The 21451-nt window shown below is 50.7% G+C and carries 20 protein-coding genes, 1 other RNA gene and 1 pseudogene; 15 read left to right on the plus strand and 7 right to left on the minus strand.

The window, feature by feature from the left end:
* Nucleotides 1-198: 198 nt before the first annotated feature.
* The 5 genes from rnpB to garP form a co-directional block, all read right to left on the minus strand.
* Nucleotides 199-575: RNase P RNA component class A (rnpB, locus tag QUF14_RS19625), an RNA gene on the minus strand.
* 32 nt (nt 576-607) lie between these two features.
* Entirely contained in the window at nt 608-1753 is a 1146-nt protein-coding gene (gene garK / locus QUF14_RS19630; RefSeq protein WP_024212021.1) for a glycerate 2-kinase, read from the minus strand.
* Between the two features lie 96 nt (nt 1754-1849).
* Nucleotides 1850-2740, minus strand: coding sequence for a 2-hydroxy-3-oxopropionate reductase (garR, locus tag QUF14_RS19635; RefSeq protein WP_001303675.1), 891 nt, complete (start codon nt 2738-2740; stop codon nt 1850-1852).
* Nucleotides 2741-2769: 29 nt separating this feature from the next.
* On the minus strand, nt 2770-3540 hold the full coding sequence (garL, locus tag QUF14_RS19640) for a 2-dehydro-3-deoxyglucarate aldolase (protein ID WP_001058227.1): 771 nt from the start codon (nt 3538-3540) through the stop codon (nt 2770-2772).
* 15 nt (nt 3541-3555) lie between these two features.
* Complete coding sequence (gene garP / locus QUF14_RS19645) at nt 3556-4890, minus strand: galactarate/glucarate/glycerate transporter GarP (protein ID WP_000599650.1); 1335 nt, start codon at nt 4888-4890, stop codon at nt 3556-3558.
* A 375-nt stretch (nt 4891-5265) separates the two neighbouring features.
* Between garP and garD the strand changes: the two genes are divergently transcribed.
* The 3 genes from garD (at nt 5266) to yhaV (ending at nt 7785) form a co-directional block, all read left to right on the plus strand.
* Entirely contained in the window at nt 5266-6837 is a 1572-nt protein-coding gene (garD, locus tag QUF14_RS19650) for a galactarate dehydratase (protein WP_001273739.1), read from the plus strand.
* A gap of 148 nt (nt 6838-6985) precedes the next feature.
* Nucleotides 6986-7321: a type II toxin-antitoxin system antitoxin PrlF gene (gene prlF / locus QUF14_RS19655; RefSeq protein ID WP_001296435.1), complete on the plus strand. Its 336-nt coding sequence runs from the start codon at nt 6986-6988 to the stop codon at nt 7319-7321.
* Nucleotides 7321-7785, plus strand: a complete 465-nt coding sequence (gene yhaV, locus QUF14_RS19660) for a type II toxin-antitoxin system ribonuclease toxin YhaV (protein WP_000347256.1) — start codon at nt 7321-7323, stop codon at nt 7783-7785. The genes prlF and yhaV overlap by 1 nt, the downstream gene beginning before the upstream one ends.
* A 54-nt stretch (nt 7786-7839) precedes the next feature.
* Here the strand turns inward: yhaV and agaR are convergent, their stop codons facing one another.
* The gene (gene agaR, locus QUF14_RS19665) at nt 7840-8649 is read right to left on the minus strand and encodes an aga operon transcriptional regulator AgaR (RefSeq protein ID WP_000072187.1); all 810 of its coding nucleotides are present in this window, start codon (nt 8647-8649) and stop codon (nt 7840-7842) included.
* Nucleotides 8650-8897: 248 nt separating this feature from the next.
* On the opposite strand from agaR, the gene kbaZ reads away from it, so the two are divergent.
* The 11 genes and pseudogenes from kbaZ to QUF14_RS19720 all read left to right on the plus strand — a co-directional run.
* Nucleotides 8898-10178 (plus strand): tagatose-bisphosphate aldolase subunit KbaZ, encoded by a 1281-nt coding sequence (gene kbaZ / locus QUF14_RS19670; RefSeq protein ID WP_024212022.1) that lies wholly within the window; start codon nt 8898-8900, stop codon nt 10176-10178.
* Between the two features lie 22 nt (nt 10179-10200).
* Nucleotides 10201-10674: a PTS N-acetylgalactosamine transporter subunit IIB gene (gene agaV, locus QUF14_RS19675; RefSeq protein WP_024212023.1), complete on the plus strand. Its 474-nt coding sequence runs from the start codon at nt 10201-10203 to the stop codon at nt 10672-10674.
* Between the two features lie 10 nt (nt 10675-10684).
* Nucleotides 10685-11464: a PTS N-acetylgalactosamine transporter subunit IIC gene (agaW, locus tag QUF14_RS19680; RefSeq protein ID WP_000406214.1), complete on the plus strand. Its 780-nt coding sequence runs from the start codon at nt 10685-10687 to the stop codon at nt 11462-11464.
* Nucleotides 11454-12332, plus strand: a complete 879-nt coding sequence (gene agaE, locus QUF14_RS19685; protein WP_001295548.1) for a PTS N-acetylgalactosamine transporter subunit IID — start codon at nt 11454-11456, stop codon at nt 12330-12332. The genes agaW and agaE overlap by 11 nt, the downstream gene beginning before the upstream one ends.
* Nucleotides 12333-12349: 17 nt before the next feature.
* Nucleotides 12350-12784: a PTS galactosamine/N-acetylgalactosamine transporter subunit IIA gene (agaF, locus tag QUF14_RS19690; protein WP_000948819.1), complete on the plus strand. Its 435-nt coding sequence runs from the start codon at nt 12350-12352 to the stop codon at nt 12782-12784.
* Entirely contained in the window at nt 12781-13914 is a 1134-nt protein-coding gene (gene nagA / locus QUF14_RS19695; protein WP_001360988.1) for an N-acetylglucosamine-6-phosphate deacetylase, read from the plus strand. Before agaF ends, nagA begins: the two co-directional genes overlap by 4 nt.
* Nucleotides 13915-14264: 350 nt before the next feature.
* Nucleotides 14265-15419, plus strand: a complete 1155-nt coding sequence (locus tag QUF14_RS19700) for an AgaS family sugar isomerase (RefSeq protein WP_001114898.1) — start codon at nt 14265-14267, stop codon at nt 15417-15419.
* Between the two features lie 12 nt (nt 15420-15431).
* The gene (gene kbaY / locus QUF14_RS19705) at nt 15432-16289 is read left to right on the plus strand and encodes a tagatose-bisphosphate aldolase subunit KbaY (protein ID WP_000022768.1); all 858 of its coding nucleotides are present in this window, start codon (nt 15432-15434) and stop codon (nt 16287-16289) included.
* Between the two features lie 137 nt (nt 16290-16426).
* Nucleotides 16427-17998: a maltose/glucose-specific PTS transporter subunit IIBC gene (gene malX / locus QUF14_RS19710; RefSeq protein ID WP_024212024.1), complete on the plus strand. Its 1572-nt coding sequence runs from the start codon at nt 16427-16429 to the stop codon at nt 17996-17998.
* A gap of 12 nt (nt 17999-18010) precedes the next feature.
* Nucleotides 18011-19183, plus strand: a complete 1173-nt coding sequence (locus QUF14_RS19715; protein WP_000459222.1) for a MalY/PatB family protein — start codon at nt 18011-18013, stop codon at nt 19181-19183.
* A gap of 91 nt (nt 19184-19274) precedes the next feature.
* A pseudogene (locus QUF14_RS19720) lies at nt 19275-19422 on the plus strand (PTS sugar transporter subunit IIB); the annotation flags it as partial.
* 43 nt (nt 19423-19465) lie between these two features.
* Here QUF14_RS19720 and QUF14_RS19725 read toward each other — a convergent pair.
* Nucleotides 19466-20410 (minus strand): LysR family transcriptional regulator, encoded by a 945-nt coding sequence (locus QUF14_RS19725; protein ID WP_038813085.1) that lies wholly within the window; start codon nt 20408-20410, stop codon nt 19466-19468.
* A gap of 81 nt (nt 20411-20491) precedes the next feature.
* On the opposite strand from QUF14_RS19725, the gene QUF14_RS19730 reads away from it, so the two are divergent.
* Complete coding sequence (locus tag QUF14_RS19730; protein WP_000771489.1) at nt 20492-21448, plus strand: MBL fold metallo-hydrolase; 957 nt, start codon at nt 20492-20494, stop codon at nt 21446-21448.
* Nucleotides 21449-21451: the final 3 nt, after the last annotated feature.

The following is a 21451-nucleotide window of genomic DNA, read 5'->3' on the forward strand; positions in this document are numbered from 1 at the left end:
AAAGCTTGCCGAAGCAGGTTCGAGACTGATGATAAACACAAAATTGCCTGAGGCGCTACGCTTATCAGGCCTACATTGCCTCTGTGCAATATATTGAATTTTCGTTGTTTTGTAGGCCAGATAAGACGTTCATCTTTCCGACCACCCTCCTCAAAAGCAAAAACCCGCCAGTTTACGCTGGCGGGTTTTGGTTAAAATAGGTGAAACTGACCGATAAGCCGGGTTCTGTCGTGGACAGTCATTCATCTAGGCCAGCAATCGCTCACTGGCTCAAGCAGCCTACCCGGGTTCAGTACGGGCCGTACCTTATGAACCCCTATTTGGCCTTGCTCCGGGTGGAGTTTACCGTGCCACGGACTGTTACCAGCCGCGCGGTGCGCTCTTACCGCACCCTTTCACCCTTACCTGATCCCGCTTGCACGGGCCATCGGCGGTTTGCTCTCTGTTGCACTGGTCGTGGGTTTCCCCCCCAGGCGTTACCTGGCACCCTGCCCTATGGAGCCCGGACTTTCCTCCCCTCCGCCCGTCTCCCCCGAAGAGGACGACGACGAAGCGGCGACTGTCTGGTCAGCTTCGGCGCGCAGTATAGAGGGTTTGCGTGCCCTTGTCACCCCGCGTTGCGCATTCCAATCGCCAGTGTCGCGGCGATATTACGTGAAGCACGGTAAATATTGTCATAAGCCCCGCGGAATGCTTCGTCCAACGTACCAATACTGGTCAATACGCTGAAGACCGCATCAATGCCATGCTGATGTACAACGCCAACATCATTGGTCAGGCTACCCGCAATGCCAATCACCGGTTTATGGTACTTTTTCGCCACGTTTGCGACGCCAATCGGAACCTTGCCGTGTATACTCTGGCTGTCAATACGCCCTTCACCGGTGATCACCAGCGTACAATCGTGAATATGTTCCTCCAGATTCAGCGCCGTCGTGACGATTTCAATACCACTTTTCAGTTCCGCACCAAGAAACGCCATCAGCGCCGCGCCCATACCGCCCGCAGCTCCTGCGCCGGGGACATCTTTCACATCAACATGCAGCGCTTTTTTAATGATATCGGCATAGTGAGAGAGGTTATTGTCCAGCTCGACAATCATCGCCTCACTGGCTCCCTTTTGTGGGCCAAAGATGCGCGATGCGCCGTTATCGCCCACCAGCGGATTGGTGACATCACAAGCGACGCGAATAGCACAATCTTTTAAGCGCGGATCGAGGCCGGAAATATCAATATCATTCAGAGTATTAAGGCTACCGCCGCCAAAACCAATTTCATTGCCGTTGGCATCGCATAATTTCGCCCCCAGCGCCTGCACCATGCCTGCGCCGCCGTCGTTGGTGGCGCTGCCGCCAATGCCGATAATAATGTTTGTCGCGCCGCTCTCCAGCGCCTGCAGGATTAACTCGCCAGTACCGCGTGAAGTAGTCACAAGTGGATCGCGTTTTTCCGCAGGTACCAGTTCCAGCCCACTGGCCGCCGCCATTTCGATAAACGCGGTTTTGCCATCGCCGGAGATCCCCCAACTGGCATTCACTTTCTCGCCCAGCGGCCCTGTAACCCAGGCGTGACGTTCAGCCCCCTGGGTGGCTGCAATCATGGCTTCCACCGTTCCTTCACCACCGTCGGCAACCGGAACGGAAACATACTGTGCATCAGGAAAAATTTCCCGAAATCCTTTTTCTATGGCCTGCGCAACCTCGCTGGCAGATAAACTTTCTTTATAAGAGTCTGGGGCGATTACGATTTTCATACCTATGCCTGTTACCACATGACGCCGGAGGGCGTTTCTCTTATTCGGCCTGGATTCCAGGCCCGGATTGCAATACGCCATCCGGGCACGACGTCATTAGCGAGTAACTTCGACTTTCGCCAGTTTTTCGTAGTAGCACGCCAGGGCGCTATGATCCGCCGTTCCTAAACCATCGGCACGCAGTGCCTGCATCATCTCCATAACCGCAGCTGTGAGCGGCAGTTGCGCGCCGACGCCGTGGGAAGTATCCAGCGCATTTGCCAGATCCTTAATATGCAGATCAATACGGAAGCCCGGCTTGAAGTTGCGGTCCATCACCATCGGCGCTTTGGCATCCAGCACGGTACTGCCCGCCAGTCCACCGCGAATTGCCTGATACACCAGATCCGGGTTAACGCCCGCTTTGGTTGCCAGCGTTAACGCTTCTGACATCGCGGCAATATTCAGCGCCACAATGACCTGATTTGCCAGTTTGGTGACGTTACCTGCACCGATTTCCCCGGTATGCACCACGGAACCCGCCATCGCTTTCATCAAATCATAGTATTTGTCGAAAATAGCCTTGTCGCCGCCCACCATCACTGACAGCGTACCGTCGATGGCTTTCGGTTCACCGCCGCTCACCGGGGCGTCCAGCATATCAATGCCTTTCGCTTTCAGCGCTTCGCTTATTTCACGGCTTGCCAGCGGTGCAATAGAACTCATATCGATCAATACCGTACCTGGCTTCGCGCCTTCAATAATGCCATTCTCACCCAGCGCCACCTCTTTCACATGAGGGGAGTTTGGCAGCATGGTTATGATGACGTCGCACTGTTCAGCGATCGCTTTAGCCGTAGAAGCTGTTTCTGCACCTGCTGCAATCACGTCAGCAATAGCTTCTGGGTTACGGTCAGCAACCACCAGCGAGTAACCTGCTTTCAGAAGGTTTTTACTCATTGGTTTACCCATAATCCCCAGGCCAATAAAACCAACTTTCATAGTCATATCAATCATCTCTCTTGTTGCGGTGGTGGTTATTTTTTAAAGGTATCAGCCAGTTTCTGAGTGGCAGAGCGGAAGACGCCGAGATCGCTGCCGACAGCCACAAACGTCGCGCCCCATTCCAGATAACGACGCGCATCGGCTTCGACCGGCGCGAGGATACCGCTGGGTTTGCCGTGCGCACTGGCACGGTTAAAAATATGCTGGATTGCTTTTTGTACATCCGGGTGCGAGGCATTGCCGAGATGGCCTAATGCCGCAGCCAGATCGCTGGGGCCGACGAAGATACCGTCTACACCTTCGGTAGCGGCAATGGCATCGACGTTATCTACGCCCTGCTGACTTTCTATCTGGACCAGAATGGTGATGTTCTTGTTCGACTGAGCGAAATAATCCGCCACGGTGCCAAACATATTGGCGCGGTGAGAAACGGAGACGCCGCGAATGCCTTCCGGTGGATAACGGGTTGATGCCACCGCCTGCTCTGCTTCCTCTTTTGTTTCTACAAAAGGAATCAGGAAGTTATAGAAACCGATATCCAGAAGACGCTTTATAATTACCGGCTCGTTGGTCGGCACTCGCACTACTGGCGCGCTGGCGCTGCCTTTCAGGGCCATTAACTGCGGAATAAACGTGGAGATATCGTTTGGCGCATGTTCGCCATCCAGCACCAGCCAGTCAAACCCAGCCAAACCAAGAACTTCAGTGCTAATCGGGTTAGAGAGTGCTGACCAGCAACCAATTTGTACCTGTTTCGCAGCCAGTGCGGCTTTGAATTTATTCGGGAAAACATCGTTATTCATCGCTTATACCTTTGCTTATTTCTGCAATTCCATACGTTTAATGTCGCCAACTACGAAGAGGTAGCAGACCATCGCCATCAGCGCTGAACATCCCACGAAAACCAGTGCTGCATTGAAGGAGTTCAGTTCACTTACCAGGTAGCCAATCACCAGTGGAGTGACAATGGAGGCAACATTTCCAAAGACGTTAAAGACGCCGCCGCAGAGGCCAACTATCTCTTTCGGCGCGGTGTCAGAAATCACCGGCCAGCCCAGCGCGCCAAATCCTTTGCCAAAGAAGGCCAGCGCCATCAGCATGACCACCAGCGTGGTGTTATTGGTGTAGTTACATAAGATGATGGTGGAAGCCAGCAACATTCCCAGCACAATCGGTAGCTTACGTGCCAGGGTCAGGGACAAACCGCGTTTGATCAGATAATCCGAGAAGATACCTCCCAGCACGCCGCCCGCAAAACCACACAGTGCCGGAATCGAGGCGACCAGACCCACTTTCAGAATCGACATGCCTTTTTCCTGCACCAGATAAATCGGGAACCAGGTGAGGAAGAACCAGGTGATGGTGTTGATAAAATATTGTCCGAAAAATACGCCCAACATCATGCGGTTAGAGAGCAATTGCTTGATGTAATGCAGTTTGGGACCGCTTGCTGCCGCGCTGCCCGGCTTTTTGTGGTCCATATCGACCACCGCGCCATTTTCAGATATAAACTTCAGCTCTTCCGCAGACATACGTGGGTGATCTGTCGGGTTATGAATCAACTTGATCCACAGCGCCGTCAGCACAAAACCAATCACCCCCATAACGGTAAAGACGTGCTCCCATCCCCAGGCGAAAGTCAGCCAGCCAAGCAGAGGCGAAAAGAGCGCCAGCGAGAAATATTGCGCCGAGTTAAAGATGGCGGAGGCAGTACCACGTTCTTTCGTCGGGAACCAGGCGGCGACAATACGGGCGTTCGCCGGGAATGATGGCGCTTCCGAGAAGCCGAGCATAAAGCGCATAAAGAACATGGAGATCCCTGCCCAGGCCAGCGGGAACATATCAACAAAGCCTTGCAGGAAGGTGAATAGCGACCAGAAAAAGAGGCTGTAGGTGTAAACTTTTTTCGAGCCAAACTTATCAAGCAGCCAGCCGCCGGGGATTTGCATCAGCAAGTAGGCCCAGCCAAAAGCAGAAAAGATGTAACCCATCGAAACCGCACTTAACTGCAACTCTTTTGCCACTTCGGTACCAGCAATAGACAGCGTTGCACGATCGGCGTAGTTAACGGCGGTAACAATAAAAATAATCAGTAATATTAAATAGCGGGTATGCACGCCTTTCTTTTTTACGTCAACGGTGTCCAGAATCATTTTATTTACCTCGGGTATTTATGCTGATTTTTATTATTATGGGGAAGGTGTTATTTATGAGTTTTATTTATGCCGTTACGACAATGAACTCAGGAATTAGTATAAGCAGCGAGAGAATAATAATCATTGTGCAAATGCTAATTTAATTATTACTATTTAAATATTATTTTGAGCATATGCACATAAGGTTGCGCGCTAAAGCACAGATTTGCGCTTTACCTCGCCGGGCGGCACTGCAATCCCTGAAATGATTGACATTGATCACATTTCTGCGTTTAAACTCCTGACATTCTTATTTCACCGAATGAAGTCATTTATTTTTTAAATGAGACCAGGTCCTCATTTTAATAACCCCTGGCTGGAGAATATTGCACAATGGCCAACATCGAAATCAGACAAGAAACGCCAACTGCGTTTTATATAAAAGTTCACGACACAGATAATGTGGCAATTATTGTTAATGATAATGGCCTGAAAGCAGGAACGCGTTTTCCGGATGGGCTGGAATTAATTGAACATATTCCCCAGGGGCATAAAGTCGCATTGCTGGACATTCCGGCTAATGGTGAAATTATTCGTTATGGCGAAGTGATTGGTTACGCCGTGCGCGCAATCCCACGCGGAAGCTGGATCGACGAATCAATGGTTGTACTACCGGAAGCGCCACCGTTACACACGCTGCCACTGGCAACTAAAGTCCCGGCCCCCTTACCGCCACTGGAAGGATACACCTTTGAGGGCTATCGCAATGCCGATGGCAGCGTGGGCACCAAAAACCTGCTCGGCATCACCACCAGCGTCCACTGTGTGGCAGGCGTGGTGGACTATGTAGTAAAAATCATTGAACGCGATCTACTACCGAAATACCCGAATGTCGATGGCGTGGTGGGGCTGAATCATTTGTACGGTTGTGGCGTGGCGATTAACGCACCGGCGGCAGTTGTGCCTATTCGTACCATTCACAATATTTCGCTGAACCCTAACTTTGGCGGCGAAGTAATGGTGATTGGTCTGGGTTGTGAAAAGTTGCAGCCTGAACGCCTGCTGACTGGAACGGATGATGTGCAAGCTATTCCAGTAGAAAGCGCCAGCATTGTCAGTTTGCAGGATGAAAAGCATGTCGGTTTTCAGTCCATGGTCGAGGATATTTTGCAGGTCGCCGAACGCCATCTACAAAAACTGAATCAACGTCAGCGAGAAACCTGTCCGGCTTCAGAACTGGTTGTCGGCATGCAGTGCGGTGGCAGCGATGCGTTTTCTGGCGTAACGGCAAATCCAGCCGTGGGTTATGCATCTGATCTACTGGTGCGCTGCGGTGCAACGGTGATGTTCTCGGAAGTCACAGAAGTGCGTGACGCGATCCATCTGCTGACGCCGCGCGCAGTGAACGAAGAGGTCGGCAAACGGCTGCTGGAGGAGATGGAGTGGTACGATAACTATCTCAATATGGGAAAAACCGACCGCAGCGCCAACCCTTCGCCGGGCAACAAGAAAGGCGGTCTGGCAAATGTGGTGGAGAAAGCGCTCGGCTCCATTGCTAAATCGGGTAAAAGTGCAATTGTTGAAGTGCTGTCGCCCGGTCAACGCCCGACTAAACGCGGATTAATTTACGCTGCGACGCCAGCCAGCGATTTTGTCTGTGGCACGCAACAGGTGGCTTCGGGGATTACCGTGCAAGTGTTTACGACCGGCCGTGGTACGCCGTACGGCCTGATGGCGGTACCCGTCATTAAAATGGCGACCCGCACCGAGCTGGCGAACCGCTGGTTTGATTTAATGGATATTAATGCGGGCACCATCGCTACCGGCGAAGAAACTATTGAAGAGGTGGGCTGGAAATTGTTCCATTTTATTCTCGACGTCGCCAGCGGGAAGAAGAAAACCTTCTCAGATCAATGGGGACTGCATAACCAGCTGGCGGTGTTTAACCCGGCACCGGTGACTTGATTTCTTTTGGAACGTCCCTCGCAAAACATGGCCTTAGTGCCATGTTTTTATTGTTTAAAGTCCACACATCCATTAATAATGCATTTGCATTACCTTAGTTCAAGCTTATAATTTGAGCAGAAAACAGGCTGTAAAAGGACAGTAAATAATGCCCGCTAATGCTCGCTCTAACGCTGTACTGACCACTGAATCAAAGGTCACGATACGCGGACAAACAACTATCCCCGCGCCAGTGCGTGAGGCCTTAAAACTGAAGCCAGGCCTGGACAGCATTCATTACGAAATTCTGCCTGGTGGGCAAGTATTTATGTGCCGACTGGGAGATGAACAGGAGGATCATACTATGAATGCATTTTTGCGTTTTCTGGATGCAGATATCCAGAACAACCCGCAAAAAACTCGTCCATTCGACATTCAACAAGGAAAGAAACTTGTCGCTGGCATGGACGTCAACATTGACGATGAGATTGGCGACGACGAATAATGGATTTTCCACAAAGGGTTAATGGTTGGGCGCTATATGCTCATCCCTGTTTTCAGGAAACCTACGATGCTTTAGTTGCCGAAGTCGAGGCATTAAAGGGAAAAGATCCTGAAAATTATCAGAGAAAAGCTGCCACAAAGTTATTGGCGGTGGTCCATAAAGTGATTGAGGAGCATATCACGGTCAATCCATCATCACCGGCATTCCGTCATGGCAAGTCGTTAGGCTCTGGGAAAAATAAAGACTGGTCACGGGTAAAATTTGGTGCTGGTCGCTATCGTCTCTTCTTTCGTTACAGTGAAAAAGAGAAAGTCATCATTCTGGGATGGATGAACGATGAAAACACGCTGCGCACCTACGGTAAAAAAACAGATGCCTATACCGTATTCAGTAAAATGTTAAAAAGAGGACATCCTCCTGCCGGCTGGGAAAGCCTCACCCAAGAGACAGAAGAAAACCATTGATGGTGTTCACAATGCCCGCCGAACACATTGGTGTTGACCAGCGGGCCCCCTTTCTCACTCCCCGACCAGAATCACTTCAACCCCAGCCTTTCGCAGTCCTTCCAGACTATCCGCAGGAATGCCTTCATCAACAATGATCATGTCGATACGTTGAGTATCAATGATCTTATGTAAACTGGAACGGTTGAACTTACTGGAATCGGTGACCACAATGATCCGTTCCGCAACTTCGCACATCCGACGGTTTAAACGGGCTTCATCTTCATTATGCGTGCTGACGCCGCGCTCCAGATCGATCGCATCTACGCCGAGAAAAAGCATATCAAAGTGGTAATTTTGTAGCGATTGTTCAGCCTGATCGCCGTAAAAAGATTGCGACTGACGCCGCAGATGCCCGCCGGTCATAAGAAGTTCAACGCCTTCTGCTTCCAGCAGTGCATTGGCTACGTTCATACCATTGGTCATCGCAATTACGTCAGTGTGCTTGCGCATCAGACGAGCAATCTCAAAAGTGGTGGTCCCGGAATCGAGGATCACCCGATGACCTGGCTGAATCAACTCAACGGCAGCTTTCGCAACGCTGCGTTTCATCGCAGTGTTCAGCGCGCTTTTATCTTCCACTGATGGCTCGACTGACGGCGTCGTGCTATCGCAGATCAACGCGCCGCCATAGGCCCGCACAGCGATCCCCTGCTTTTCCAGAAACGCCAGATCGTTGCGGATCGTCACAGTAGATACGCCATACAATGCCGACAGATCGTTAACCTGCACACTCCCTTGCTGTCGCAGGCGCTGAATGATTTGTTCTCGTCGCTCGCTGGTGCCTGTCACTCGCTTCTCGCCTGAAGCGTCGGTATTACTCATAGTAAGTCCTTTCGTAAAACTTTCGTTTCATTTCGTTTTGCCTATTAACGCCTTTCTATTGAGCAAATGCAAGCCCACCTTGCCCATTGACGCAAGCTACTCTCGTTTCAGTGACTTTCATTATGTTTCTTTTGTGAATCAGATCAGAAAACTATTATCTTTCGTTTTATTTTTATCTCACCATGACGCAGTATCAACTGAAACAAAACGAAAGATTAATATCGCAGCAATCTGAACTGGAGAGGAAAGTGAAACATCTGACAGAAATGGTGAGGCAGCACAAAGAGGGCAAAACAAATGGGATTTATGCCGTTTGTTCCGCACACCCGCTGGTGCTGGAAGCTGCAATCCGCTACGCCAGTGCAAACCAAACACCGTTACTGATTGAAGCGACATCCAATCAGGTGGACCAGTTCGGCGGTTATACCGGAATGACACCCGCCGATTTTCGCGGCTTTGTTTGTCAGCTCGCCGACTCATTGAATTTCCCACAAGACGCGTTGATTCTGGGTGGTGATCATCTGGGGCCAAACCGCTGGCAAAACCTGCCTGCAGCTCAGGCGATGGCCAATGCCGATGATTTGATTAAAAGCTACGTGGCGGCAGGATTCAAAAAAATTCACCTTGATTGCAGCATGTCCTGTCAGGACGATCCGGTTCCCTTAACCGATGACATCGTGGCTGAACGCGCCGCCCGACTGGCTAAAGTCGCGGAAGAAACCTGTCGTGAACACTTTGGCGAAGCCGATCTGGTCTATGTCATTGGTACCGAAGTGCCGGTGCCTGGCGGCGCACATGAAACCTTAAGCGAACTGGCGGTCACTACGCCGGATGCTGCCCGCGCCACGCTGGAAGCCCATCGTCACGCCTTTGAAAAGCAAGGTCTGAACGCCATCTGGCCGCGCATCATTGCGCTGGTAGTTCAGCCAGGCGTCGAATTCGATCACACCAACGTTATTGATTATCAGCCCGCTAAAGCGACCGCCTTAAGCCAGATGGTCGAAAACTACGAAACGCTGATTTTCGAAGCGCACTCTACCGATTATCAAACGCCGCAATCGCTGCGCCAGCTGGTGATTGACCACTTTGCCATTCTGAAAGTTGGTCCGGCGCTCACCTTCGCCCTGCGTGAAGCTCTGTTCTCTCTGGCGGCGATTGAAGAAGAACTGGTGCCAGCAAAAGCCTGTTCCGGTCTGCGTCAGGTGCTGGAAAACGTGATGCTCGACCGCCCGGAATACTGGCAAAGCCACTACCACGGTGATGGCAACGCGCGTCGTCTGGCGCGTGGTTATAGCTACTCGGATCGCGTGCGCTATTACTGGCCGGACAGCCAGATTGATGACGCTTTCGCCCATCTGGTTCGTAATCTGGCGGATTCACCGATTCCGCTACCGCTCATCAGTCAGTATCTGCCGCTGCAGTACGTGAAAGTTCGCTCCGGCGAGCTGCAGCCAACGCCACGGGAACTCATTATCAACCATATTCAGGACATCCTGGCGCAGTACCACACAGCCTGTGAAGGCCAATAAGCAAAACAAAGAGGAACACGCTATGCCAAATATTGTTTTATGCCGGATTGATGAACGCTTGATTCACGGTCAGGTCGGCGTTCAGTGGGTCGGATTTGCGGGGGCAAATCTGGTGCTGGTAGCCAATGACGAGGTTGCCGAAGATCCGGTACAACAAAACCTGATGGAAATGGTACTGGCAGAAGGGATCGCCGTACGTTTCTGGACGCTGCAAAAAGTGATCGACAACATCCACCGCGCCGCCGATCGGCAGAAAATTCTGCTGGTTTGTAAAACACCTGCCGATTTCCTGACGCTGGTTAAAGGTGGGGTCCCGGTGAGTCGCATTAACGTTGGCAACATGCACTATGCCAATGGCAAGCAGCAAATTGCCAAAACGGTTTCTGTGGATGCGAGCGATATCGCGGCATTTAACGACCTGAAAGCCGCTGGGGTGGAATGCTTCGTTCAGGGCGTTCCGACAGAACCTGCTGTGGACCTCTTTAAATTACTTTGAGGGATTCATTATGGAAATCAGTCTGTTGCAGGCATTTGCGTTGGGCATTATCGCCTTTATCGCTGGCCTGGATATGTTTAACGGCTTGACCCATATGCACCGCCCGGTGGTCCTCGGCCCGTTAGTTGGGTTGGTGCTTGGCGATCTGCATACCGGTATTTTAACCGGCGGTACGCTGGAACTGGTGTGGATGGGGCTGGCACCGCTGGCGGGCGCACAGCCGCCTAACGTGATTATCGGAACTATCGTCGGCACGGCGTTTGCCATTACTACTGGCGTGAAACCGGATGTCGCGGTCGGTGTCGCCGTACCTTTCGCTGTCGCAGTACAGATGGGGATTACCTTCCTGTTCTCGGTGATGTCTGGCGTGATGTCCCGCTGCGACCGGATGGCGGAGAACGCCGATACTCGCGGCATTGAACGCGTGAACTATCTGGCATTGCTGGCACTCGGCACGTTCTATTTTCTCTGCGCTTTCCTGCCTATCTACTTCGGCGCGGAGCATGCAAAAACCATCATTGATGTCCTGCCGCAACGGTTAATCGACGGCCTTGGCGTCGCGGGCGGCATCATGCCAGCAATCGGTTTTGCCGTGCTGCTGAAAATCATGATGAAAAACGTCTATATCCCCTACTTCATCCTGGGCTTCGTTGCCGCCGCCTGGCTCAAGTTACCGGTGCTGGCTATTGCTGCCGCCGCGCTGGCGATGGCGCTGATCGACCTGCTGCGTAAATCTCCTGAACCGACTCAACCTGCGGCACAGAAAGAGGAATTTGAAGATGGCATCTAATCAAACCACCCTGCCGAACGTCAGCGAAAATGAAGAGACACTACTGACAGGCGTCAATGAAAACGTATACGAAGATCAGAGCATTGGCGCGGAGCTAACAAAAAAAGATATCAACCGCGTCGCCTGGCGTTCCATGCTGTTACAAGCGTCTTTTAACTACGAGCGTATGCAGGCTTCCGGCTGGTTGTACGGTCTGCTGCCTGCTCTGAAAAAGATCCACACTAATAAACGCGACCTGGCGCGCGCCATGAAGGGACATATGGGTTTCTTCAATACCCATCCATTTCTGGTGACGTTTGTTATTGGCATTATCCTCGCGATGGAGCGTTCTAAGCAGGACGTTAACAGTATTCAGAGCACCAAAATTGCCGTCGGTGCGCCGCTCGGCGGGATTGGCGATGCCATGTTCTGGCTAACGTTACTGCCGATTTGTGGCGGGATTGGTGCCAGTCTGGCATTGCAAGGCTCTATTCTTGGCGCAGTCGTCTTTATTGTGCTGTTCAACGTGGTACACCTGGGGCTGCGTTTTGGTCTGGCGCATTATGCTTACCGCATGGGCGTGGCGGCGATCCCACTCATTAAAGCGAATACCAAAAAAGTCGGCCATGCAGCGTCTATCGTTGGGATGACGGTGATCGGCGCGCTGGTGGCAACCTATGTTCGTTTAAGCACCACGCTGGAAATCACGGCGGGCGACGCAGTGGTTAAGCTGCAGGCTGACGTTATCGACAAACTGATGCCTGCCTTCTTACCGCTGGTCTACACCCTGACCATGTTCTGGCTGGTACGCCGCGGCTGGAGTCCGCTGCGCCTGATTGCGGTTACCGTGGTTCTTGGCATCGTCGGTAAATTCTGTCATTTCCTTTAAATACAATGAGGTATTAGATGTTAAGTATTATTTTGACAGGGCATGGCGGATTTGCCAGCGGCATGGAAAAAGCAATGAAGCAAATCCTCGGCGAGCAGTCGCAGTTTATCGCCATTGATTTTCCGGAAACCTCAAGCACTGCGCTGCTTACATCGCAGCTTGAAGAAGCCATTGCCAAACTGGATTGTGAAGACGGCATTGTTTTTCTGACAGATTTGCTGGGCGGCACACCGTTTCGCGTGGCTTCAACGCTGGCGATGCAAAAACCGGGCTATGAAGTGATCACCGGCACCAATTTGCAACTGTTACTGGAAATGGTGCTGGAGCGCGAAGGGTTAAGCGGTGAAGAATTCCGTGTACAGGCGCTGGAGTGTGGACACCGTGGGCTGACCAGTCTGGTGGACGAGTTAGGCCGCTGCCATGAAGAATGTCCGGTCGAGGAAGGAATATGACACACGTTCTGCGCGCCAGAAGGCTGCTGACTGAGGAGGGCTGGCTTGATGATCATCAGTTGCATATTGCTGACGGTGTAATTGCAGCAATCGAACCGATTCCAGTGGGCGTGGCTGAACGCGATGCGGAACTGCTCTGCCCCGCTTATATCGATACCCATGTACACGGTGGTGCGGGCGTTGATGTTATGGATGACGCGCCGGATGTGCTCGACAAGCTGGCAATGCACAAGGCACGGGAAGGTGTCGGCAGTTGGTTGCCGACTACCGTAACCGCGCCGCTTAATACCATTCATGCGGCGCTGGAACGTATTGCTCTACGCTGCCAGCGCGGTGGACCTGGTGCGCAAGTGCTGGGGAGTTATCTCGAAGGACCGTACTTCACGCCGCAGAATAAAGGCGCACATCCGCCGGAGCTGTTTCGCGAGCTGGAAATTGCCGAGCTGGATCAATTGATTGCTGTTTCACGGCATACCTTGCGCGTGGTGGCGCTGGCACCGGAAAAAACGGGCGCGTTACAAGCCATTCGTCATCTTAAACAGCAGAACGTGCGGGTAATGCTGGGACATAGCGCAGCAACCTGGCAACAAACCCGCGCCGCGTTTGACGCTGGTGCCGACGGCCTGGTGCATTGCTATAACGGGATGACAGGTTTACATCACCGCGAACCGGGAATGGTTGGCGCAGGATTAACGGACAAGCGCGCCTGGCTGGAACTGATAGCCGATGGTCATCATGTACATCCGGCGGCGATGTCGCTGTGTTGTTGCTGTGCGAAAGAGAGAATCGTGCTCATCACCGACGCGATGCAGGCAGCCGGGATGCCGGATGGTCGCTATACGTTATGTGGTGAAGAGGTGCAGATGCACGACGGCGTTGTCCGTACCGCGTCCGGTGGACTGGCGGGCAGTACGCTGTCTGTTGATGCGGCTGTTCGCAATATGGTCGAGCTGACGGGCGTAACGCCAGCGGAAGCCATCCATATGGCGTCGCTGCATCCGGCGCGAATGCTGGGTGTTGATGGTGTTTTGGGATCACTTAAACCGGGCAAACGCGCCAGCGTCGTTGCGCTGGATAGCGGACTGCATGTGCAACAAATCTGGATTCAGGGTCAATTAGCTTCGTTTTGATGGTTTGCTCCTTTATTGGGCCTTCACTTCCCCCGTAAGGCCTTTCTTTTTCTTTCGTTTTAATCTGTGCAGTGGTGTCGAATGCGACGCTGGCGCGTCTTATCCGCTCTACGGTACGCCGCTTCCAGCAATCGGTACACATAGCGACGTCATCATGCAATCCTTTAATCTTCCCTTGTCTTTTCTTTCAATGATCACAAATTTCGTTTTATTTCTTTTTTCTCCATTGAACTTTCGATTTCTTTTCTATAGATTTTAATCAACGAAACGAATCACCAAGTGAAATGAAACGAAAGGCAAGCAAAGCCTGCAATGCCGGAAGTCAAGTTCATCAGACTAAGGATTGAGTTATGCCAGAAAATTACACCCCAGCGGCCGCCACCACCGGCACATGGACTGAAGAAGAGATCCGCCATCAGCCTCGCGCATGGATCCGTTCACTCACCAACATCGACGCGTTACGTACAGCGCTCAATAACTTCCTTGAACCGTTACTGCGCAAAGAGAATCTGCGGATCATCCTGACCGGAGCCGGAACCTCGGCATTTATCGGTGACATCATCGCGCCGTGGCTTGCCAGCCATACCGGCAAAAACGTCAGCGCCGTACCGACCACCGATCTGGTCACCAATCCAATGGAATACCTGAACCCAGCGCATCCACTGCTGTTGATCTCCTTCGGTCGATCTGGCAACAGCCCGGAAAGCGTCGCCGCCGTGGAACTGGCGAATCAGTTTGTACCGGAATGCTATCACCTGCCGATCACCTGCAACGAAGCGGGCGCTCTTTACCAAAACGCGATCAACAGCGACAACGCGTTTGCCCTGCTGATGCCCGCAGAAACGCACGATCGCGGCTTTGCAATGACAAGCAGCATTACCACTATGATGGCCAGCTGCCTCGCGGTTTTCGCACCTGAGACAATCAATAGCCAGACCTTCCGCGACGTAGCGGATCGTTGCCAGGCAATCCTGACCTCACTGGGCGATTTCAGCGAAGGTGTGTTTGGTTACGCACCGTGGAAACGGATCGTTTATCTCGGCAGTGGTGGATTACAGGGTGCAGCACGCGAGTCAGCGCTGAAAGTGCTTGAACTAACGGCGGGTAAACTGGCGGCCTTTTATGATTCCCCGACCGGATTCCGTCATGGGCCTAAATCACTGGTCGATGACGAAACGCTGGTGGTGGTGTTTGTCTCCAGCCACCCCTATACGCGTCAGTATGATCTTGATCTGCTGGCAGAACTCCGCCGTGACAACCAGGCAATGCGCGTAATCGCCATCGCCGCGGAAGGCAACGACGTTATTACCGCCGGTCCACATATCATCCTGCCGCCGTCACGTCACTTTATCGACGTTGAGCAGGCATTTTGCTTCCTGATGTACGCCCAGACGTTTGCACTGATGCAGTCGCTGCACATGGGCAATACGCCGGATACCCCATCAGCCAGCGGCACCGTTAACCGCGTGGTGCAAGGCGTAATCATTCATCCGTGGCAGGCATAAGAGGATCGCATTATGAGTATTATCTCCACCAAATATCTGTTACAGGACGCCCAGGCCAATGGCTACGCGGTGCCTGCTTTTAACATTCATAACGCCGAGACGATCCAGGCGATCCTCGAAGTGTGCAGTGAAATGCGATCGCCGGTGATCCTCGCCGGAACGCCGGGGACCTTTAAACATATCGCGCTGGAAGAGATCTACGCCCTGTGTAGCGCCTATTCCACAACCTACAACATGCCACTGGCGCTGCATCTCGACCACCACGAATCACTCGATGATATTCGCCGTAAAGTCCACGCAGGCGTGCGCAGTGCGATGATCGACGGCAGTCACTTCCCGTTTGCTGAGAACGTGAAGCTGGTGAAATCGGTTGTCGACTTCTGCCACTCACAGGATTGCAGCGTGGAAGCAGAACTGGGCCGCCTGGGCGGTGTTGAAGATGACATGAGCGTTGACGCCGAAAGTGCATTTCTGACCGATCCACAAGAAGCTAAACGCTTTGTCGAACTGACTGGCGTCGACAGCCTGGCGGTAGCGATTGGTACGGCGCACGGCTTATACAGCAAAACGCCGAAGATTGATTTCCAGCGGCTGGCGGAAATTCGTGAAGTGGTGGATGTTCCTCTGGTGCTGCATGGTGCCAGCGATGTTCCAGATGAATTTGTCCGCCGCACTATTGAACTTGGCGTCACAAAAGTAAACGTTGCCACAGAATTAAAAATAGCTTTCGCTGGCGCGGTTAAAGCCTGGTTTGCGGAAAATCCGCAGGGTAATGATCCTCGTTATTATATGCGCGTCGGTATGGATGCGATGAAAGAAGTTGTCAGAAATAAAATTAATGTCTGTGGTTCCTACAAAAGGTTACGGTAATTAAAAATATGTGAATAACAGTTTCTTAGCAGCTGTATTCAGACAATAAAAAACAACTTACCTCACAAATATCAAAGGTCATGATTACTTTTTCATGACCTTGAAATTATGCTTATAAAAATCAAGGAGTCTATTAAATGACACAGGAAAAGTCTATAAAGTCACGGGTCTGGGAGTTTTTCCAAAGTTTAGGGAAAACATTTATGTTCCCAGTATCATTACTCGCTTTTATGGGTCTTCTGTTAGGTATAGGTAGTTCAGTAACCAGCCCCTCAACAATTAATAACTTCCCCTTTTTAGGTGGTGAGCTTACCCAACTTACATTTGGCTTTATTGCAATGGTAGGTGGCTTTGCATTTACTTATCTACCTATTATGTTTGCTATTGCAATTCCATTAGGAATGGCAAAGAGAAATAAAGCAGTAGGCGCATATTCAGGTTTTGTTGGCTATATGCTAATGAACATGAGTATTAATTATTATCTCACTGTTACCCATCAACTTGCCGATGCCGCAACGATGAAGCAGGTTGGTCAATCTGTAGTATTAGGTATTCAAACCTTAGAGATGGGCGTTTTAGGTGGCATCATCGCCGGGGTAATAACTTATTTTCTCCACGAACGTTTTCAGGATACTGTATTACATGATGCCTTTGCCTTCTTTAGCGGTATCCGCTTCGTACCCATCATCACTTCGCTAACATTATCATTAGTCGGCCTGGCCATTCCTTTGCTCTGGACCTATGTTGCAATGGGTATTGCGGGTATTGGCCACATTATTCAAAGTACCAGCGTATTCGGCCCGTTCCTTTATGGCGTTGGTGTGCTTTTGCTTAAGCCTTTCGGGCTACATCATATCTTGCTGGCAATGGTTCGCTTCACACCTGCGGGTGGTACAGAAATTGTCGACGGTCATGAAGTCGCCGGAGCACTCAATATTTTCTATGCAGAATTAAAAGCCGGTCTTCCCTTTAGCCCACATGTTACTGCGTTTTTATCCCAAGGCTTTATGCCAACCTTTATGTTTGGTTTGCCTGCTGTGGCTTACGCAATTTATCGTACAGCCAAACCAGAAAATCGTCCTGTAATTAAAGGCTTACTGCTTTCAGGCGTATTAGTATCTGTTGTTACTGGCATTTCTGAACCAATTGAGTTTTTATTCCTCTTTATTGCTCCTGCGTTATATATATTCCATATTATCATGTCCGGTCTGGCCTTAATGGTTATGGCAATCCTGGGCGTGACTATCGGTAATACTGATGGCGGGATTTTGGACCTATTAATATTTGGTATTATGCAGGGTACTTCTACTAAATGGTATTTAATACTTCCGGTGGGTATTGTTTGGTTTGCTGTTTATTTCTTTGTTTTCCGTTGGTACATCCTTAAGCATGATATTAAAACCCCGGGCCGTGAAGACTCATCTGATGATGCAGCGCAGGCTGTTGCAGCAAATTCAAAAGCACGAGGTAAATCTAAATACGATCATGCTGTGATTTTGAGTGCACTTGGCGGAAAAGAAAATATTGATTCACTTGATAACTGTATTACTCGTTTGCGTTTGGTGGTGAAAGATATGTCGAAAGTGGATCAAGCCGCATTAAAGAATGCAGGTGCCCTGTCGGTGGTTGTACTGGATGCTCACAGTGTGCAGGTAATTATTGGCCCGCAAGTTCAAAGTGTGAAAACGGGCATTGAAGCTTTAATTTAACAGGAGTTGAAAATGTTCGATTTCGATAAAATTATCGAGCGTAAAAGCGACAAATGCCGCAAATGGGATCATCAGTTTGTCTGCTCACGCTTCGGTGCGGTTGCAGAAGATTTCATCCCTCTTTGGATTGCTGATATGGATTTTACTTCGCCACCAGCGGTAATTGACGGTTTTCAAAGGATTGTTGAGCACGGAACGTTTGGCTACACCTACGCCTTTAATGAGTTTTATGACGCCGTGATAGGCTTCCAGCGCGATCGTCACCACGTAAGTATCGAGCGGGATTGGATCACTCTGAACTATGGTACGGTCTCCACACTGCACTATATGGTTCAGGCGTTCTGCCAGTCGGGCGATAGCGTCATGATGAGTACGCCAGTCTATGACCCTTTTGCAATGGCAACAGAGCGCCAGGGGGTTAAAGTGCTGGCAAATCCGTTAAGCGTTGTGGATAACCGTTATCAACTGGATTTTTCGCTAGTTGAAGATCAGCTTAAACTTCATAAACCCAAACTATGGTTTTTCTGCTCTCCACATAACCCTTCCGGGCGAATCTGGACGGCAGACGAGATTCGCCAGGTTTCGGACTTATGTAAACGTTACGGCGTCATTCTGGTCGTGGATGAAGTCCATGCCGAGCATCTGCTCGAAGGTGAGTTTGCCAGTTGCCTGGCTCCCGGATGTGCCGATCACGATAATCTGGTCCTGCTAACATCACCAAATAAAGCCTTTAACCTGGGGGGACTGAAAACATCTTACTCAGTCATTCCGAATAAAGGATTGAGGCAGCGTTTTCGCCAGAGACTGGAAATGAACTCAATCACTTCGCCGAATATTTTTGGCGTTTGGGGAATTACACTGGCTTATCAGCATGCAAGACCGTGGCTGGATGCATTAAATATCTATTTACGCAATAACTCCCACTGGCTTAATGATGCCCTCAAGACGCATTTTCCTGAATGGAAAATGATGACACCAGAATCGTCATATCTGGCATGGGTTGATGTCAGTGAAAGTGGACGCTCCGCGACCGAATGGGTCAATCATTTTGCCCGCAACGCTGGAGTCATTATTGAAGATGGCAGCCATTATGTGCAAAACGGTGAAAACTACTTACGTTTAAACTTCGGCACCCAAAGATACTGGCTTGAACAAGCATTAGAAAGGATGCAAAAAATCGCATAAACCACAGGGCAGATAATTAATTATCTGCCTTTTTTATTGCCGCCGAAGGACCGAAAAATGAAAGGCGACAAGGATAACAGGAGATAATACTATGACATTACTCAATATTCTCTTAACCCGTATTGATAACCGTCTGGTTCATGACCAGGTTGGTGTGAGCTGAACTTCCACCATCGGTGCGAATCTGCTGGTAGTCGTGGATGATGTTGTCGCTGACGATAATATTCAACAGGAATTATTTAATTTAGAAAGCCCTTATTTCCTGTTCACATTTTTACGTTTTCAAACGCATTCTGAAAACATCTCCCAGCCCTGCATTCGTGCGCGTAATTTCTCCAGTAACCAGCGCAGCGCCTCATCATTATTACGCCGCTTATTCCAGAGTAGAGAGAGCGTAAAAGCAGGAACTTCGAGTGGGACATCGGCAAATTGCAACCCATAATCGGCTACCCAGCCTTCTGCCAGCCCCTGCGGTACGGTCGCTAAAGCCGGTATCTGTCTCAACATCAACGGTAACGATGAGAAATTTGGCGTGACGTAACGCACTTCCCTTTTACGCCCGCAGTCAGCCAAAATCAGATCGATAGAGCTAGTACTGACACCGCGATAAGAGACCAAAAGATGATCGGTTTCAGTATATACATCAAGGCTTAACGGTGAAGTGAGGGATAACTGTAGCGGATGCCACATCGTGCAAAACCCCATTTGAGTGATCACTTCTCGTTCCACTCCGGCGGGCACCTGCTCCACGACGGAGATTGCTACGTCCACCTTATCCTGTTGCACTTTTTCGCCATCCTGGAAAGGATCGGATGCCGTGACTTGTAAGCGAATCCCGGGTGCCATTTGGGCTATATCTGCCATCATTCCAGGCATCAGCCAGCGTTCGACCCAGTCACTCATCCCCAGGCGAAACGTATGCTGATCCTGTTCTGGGGTAAAAACTGGCCTTTGAAAAATCACCTGCTGCATTTGATCCATCACCGGCAGTAGTGCCGTAACCAGATCTTGTGCACGTGGTGTCGGTGCCATCCCCTTTGCCGTGCGCACAAATAACGGGTCGTTAAACATTTCTCTCAGCCGTGCCAGCGCGCCACTGACTGCTGGCTGCCCCAAGTGTAACTTGTTGGCTGCACGTGAAACGCTCCCCTCTCGATGTAGCACCAGGAGCACGATTAGCAGGTTGAGGTCGACCCGGTTTAAATCATTTTCTCTGATAGAGTTCATTATATTAATCAATTTGAATGATGTTATTCGCAAAAGGATACTGGTGCCCGTACTGTAATAACAGAACTTATCGAGGATAGAATGAAACTTTTGCTGACTCTTATGACCTCATTGGTACTCTCCGTAAATGCGTTAGCAACGCCTATACCTGTGCCCCCTCCTGATACACAAGCACCGGGCTATTACCGCATGATATTGGGCAAACTACGTATTACCGCCGTCTCCGACGGCACGGTGACAATTCCGCTAGATAAATTACTCACCCACATTTCTGCCGATAAACTGCGCCAGCAACTGGCAAAGGATTCTCTGACACCCCATACGGAGACTTCAATCAATGCATTTGTTATTGATAATGGCCAGCAACGCGTGTTGGTTGATGCCGGTGCGGGCGATCTGTTTGGCAACAATGGAGGCCAACTGCTTGAGAACCTGGCAGCTGCTGGCTATCCGGCTGAAACCATTGATGCCGTGCTGCTGACGCATATTCATGCCGACCACTCTGGTGGCATCTCCCGTCAGGGAAAACCAGCTTTCCCTAACGCCCAGGTATTCGTTGAGCAGAAAGATGCGGATTTCTGGCTTAATCCGGCGAATGCCTCGAAAGTAGAAGATAGTCAGAAGCACACCTTTGTCGAATCGGAGCAGACCATCCGCCCAGTGATCAACGCAGGTCAGCTGAAGACCTTTATCGCACCGGCAACGGTATTTGCAGGCATTGCAGCCACCTCAACGGCCGGCCATACACCTGGTAGCGTGATGTACACAGTGGAGAGTGAAGGCCAAACGCTAGTGTTGTGGGGCGATATTATTCATGCCAAAGCAGTGCAGATGCCGGATCCTCACGTGGCGATACATTTCGATGTGGATCAACAGCAAGCGGTAAAAACCCGTGAGCGAGTATTAAAACATGCGGCTCAGGGTGGTTACTGGGTGGCAGCTGCCCATATCTCATTCCCTGGCCTGGGACATGTTAAAAGCGACAGCAAGGGTTATCGTTGGGTCGCTGCCAACTATACCACGCAACTAGCCCCCTGATTT

The organism is Escherichia sp. HH091_1A (genome assembly GCF_030295175.1).
In the GTDB taxonomy this organism is placed as follows: Bacteria; Pseudomonadota; Gammaproteobacteria; order Enterobacterales; family Enterobacteriaceae; genus Escherichia; species Escherichia coli_F.